Source organism: Streptomyces recifensis, from assembly GCF_002154615.1.
In the GTDB taxonomy this organism is placed as follows: domain Bacteria; phylum Actinomycetota; class Actinomycetes; order Streptomycetales; family Streptomycetaceae; genus Streptomyces; species Streptomyces griseoluteus.
This window is the reverse complement of sequence record NZ_MUNH01000079.1, coordinates 1-3247: the sequence shown is the minus strand read 5'-3', so window position 1 is coordinate 3247 and position 3247 is coordinate 1. Positions and strand designations below refer to the sequence as shown.

Below are 3247 nucleotides of genomic sequence, written 5' to 3'. Positions count from 1 at the left end.
AGCCGGCGGAGCACCGTGGCGTCGCACCACTCCTGGCCGATGCCCGCCGGATGGAACTCGCCCTGCACGACCCGGCCGCCGGCGGCCAGCCGCTGGAGGGCGCCCTCGGTGACCGCGACGCCCAGACCGAAGCGCGCGGCGGCGGAGGCCGAAATGAAGGGGCCGTGAGTACGGGCGTAGCGCGCGAGGAGGTCGCCGAGCGGGTCCTTCACCGGCTCGGTGAAGGCCTCGGGGACACCCACCGGCAGCGCGGTGCCCAGTGCGTCGCGCAGACGGCCCGCGTCCTCGACGGCCGCCCAGTGGTCCGCACCCGCGACACGCACCCTGATGACGCGGCGGGCGGCGGCCAGTTCACGTGCCCACTCCGGCTCGGCGCCCCGCTCGGCCAGCTCGGCGTCGGTCAGCGGGCCCAGCAGCCGGAGCAGGTCCGCGACGCTCTCCGGGTCCTTGGCCCGCCGGTCCTCGGTGAGCCACTGGAGTTCGCGCTCCAGCTCGGTCAGCACCTCGGCGTCGAGCAGCTCCCGCAGCTCCGCCTGGCCCAGCAGCTCGGCCAGCAGCCGGGAGTCCAGGGAGAGCGCGGCGGCACGGCGCTCGGCGAGCGGGGAGTCGCCCTCGTAGAGGAACTGGGCGACGTAACCGAACAGCAGGGAGCGGGCGAACGGGGAGGGTTCGGGGGTGGTGACCTCGACCAGGCTGACCTTGCGGGACTCGATGTCGCCCATCAGCTCGACCAGGCCGGGCACGTCGAACACGTCCTGGAGGCACTCGCGGATCGCCTCCAGGACGATCGGGAAGGACCCGAACTCGCTCGCCACCTCCAGCAGCTGAGCGGCGCGCTGGCGCTGCTGCCACAGCGGGGTGCGCTTGCCGGGGTTGCGGCGCGGCAGCAGCAGCGCGCGGGCGGCGCACTCCCGGAAGCGGGAGGCGAACAGGGCCGAGCCGCCGACCTGGTCGGTGACGACCTGGTCGATCTCGCTCTTGTCGAAGGCGACGTCCGCCGCGCCGACCGGGGCCTGTTCGCCGTCATAGTCCATGCCGACCTTGCCGGGGCTCTGGTCCAGCAGGTCCAGGCCCATCAGGTCGGCGTCGGGCAGGCGCAGCACGATGCCGTCATCGGCGTGCATGACCTGTGCGTCCATGCCGTACCGCTCGGAGAGGCGGGCGCCCAGCGCGAGCGCCCAGGGGGCGTGCACCTGGGCGCCGAAGGGCGAGTGGATCACGACCCGCCAGTCGCCCAGCTCGTCCCGGAAGCGCTCCACGACGATGGTGCGGTCGTCCGGGACGTGCCCGCACGCCTCGCGCTGCTCGGCCAGGTAGGACAGGACGTTGTCCGCCGCCCACGCGTCCAGGCCCGCGGTGAGCAGGCGCAGCCGGGCGTCCTCCTCGGACAGTGCGCCGACCTCGCGCAGGAACGCGCCGAGCGCGCGGCCCAGTTCGAGCGGGCGGTCGAGCTGGTCGCCCTTCCAGAACGGCAGCCGGCCCGGCACACCGGGCGCGGGGGAGACCAGGACCCGGTCGCGGGTGATGTCCTCGATACGCCAGGAACTCGTGCCCAGCGTGAAGACGTCGCCCACGCGGGACTCGTACACCATCTCCTCGTCCAGCTCGCCGACCCGGCCGCCGCCCTTCTTGGGGTCGGAACCGGCGAGGAAGACGCCGAACAGGCCCCGGTCGGGGATGGTGCCGCCGGAGGTGACGGCGAGCCGCTGGGCGCCGGGCCTGCCGCTGATGGTTCCGGCCACGCGGTCCCACACCACACGGGGGCGCAGTTCCGCGAACGCGTCCGAGGGGTAGCGGCCCGCGAGCATGTCCAGGGTGGCGGTGAACGCGGACTCGGGGAGCGAGGCGAAGGGGGCCGCGCGCCGCACGGTGGCCAGCAGGTCGTCGAACTGCCAGGTGTCCAGCGCCGTCATGGCGACGATCTGCTGGGCCAGTACGTCCAGCGGGTTGGACGGCACCCGCAGCGACTCGATCCCGCCCGAGCGCATCCGCTCGGTGACCACGGCCGCCTGCACCAGGTCACCCCGGTACTTGGGGAAGACCACACCGGTGGAGACGGCACCCACCTGGTGCCCGGCGCGGCCCACGCGCTGGAGGCCGGAGGCGACCGAGGGCGGGGACTCGACCTGGACGACCAGGTCGACGGCGCCCATGTCGATGCCCAGCTCCAGGCTGGAGGTGGCCACCACGGCGGGCAGCCGCCCGGCCTTCAGGTCCTCCTCGACGAGCGCGCGCTGCTCCTTGGAGACCGAGCCGTGGTGCGCGCGGGCGATCACCTGTGGGGCGCCCTGGGCCGCGCCCGAGCCGCCCATCAGCTCGGCCGGGGAGTGGTGCTCGTCCAGCTTCTCGCCGGTGGCGCGCTCGTAGGCGATCTCGTTGAGCCGGTTGCACAGCCGCTCGGCCAGCCGGCGCGAGTTGGCGAACACGATGGTCGAGCGGTGGGACTGGACCAGGTCGGCGATCTTCTCCTCGACGTGCGGCCAGATCGAGGGCTTCTCCGCCTTGTCGTCGCCGTCGGCCGCCGGGGAGCCGCCCAGCTCGCCCATGTCCTCGACGGGCACGACCACCGAGAGGTCGAACTCCTTGCCCGACTCGGGCTGGACGATCTCCACCTTGCGCCGGGGCGAGAGATAGCGGGCCACCTCGTCCACCGGCCGCACGGTCGCCGACAGGCCGATCCGGCGGGCGGGCCTGGGCAGCAGCTCGTCGAGCCGCTCCAGGGACAGTGCGAGATGCGCGCCGCGCTTGGTGCCCGCGACCGCGTGCACCTCGTCCAGGATCACGGTCTCGATGCCGGTGAGCGCGTCCCGCGCCGACGAGGTCAGCATCAGGAAAAGCGACTCGGGGGTGGTGATCAGGATGTCCGGCGGCCGGGTGACCAGGGCGCGCCGCTCGGCGGGCGGGGTGTCGCCGGAGCGGATGCCCACCTTGATCTCGGGCTCGGGCAGGCCCAGGCGCACGGACTCCTGGCGGATGCCCGTCAGCGGGCTGCGCAGATTGCGCTCCACATCGACCGCGAGCGCCTTCAGCGGGGACACGTACAGCACCCGGCAGCGCTTCTTCGGGTCGGCCGGGGGCGGGGTGGAGGCCAGCTGGTCCAGGGCGGCGAGGAAGGCGGCCAGCGTCTTGCCGGAGCCGGTCGGCGCCACCACCAGCGCGTCCGACCCCTCGTTGATGGCCTTCCACGCGCCGGCCTGGGCCTCGGTGGGCGCGTGGAACGCCCCCGTGAACCATTCGCGGGTCGCGG

General features: G+C 73.8%; 1 protein-coding gene. It reads right to left on the bottom strand.

Annotation, left to right across the window (positions count from 1 at the left end; genetic code table 11):
• On the bottom strand, positions 1–3247 hold a 3247-nt coding region (locus CCN33_RS05225; RefSeq protein ID WP_140394469.1), incomplete at both ends, for a DEAD/DEAH box helicase.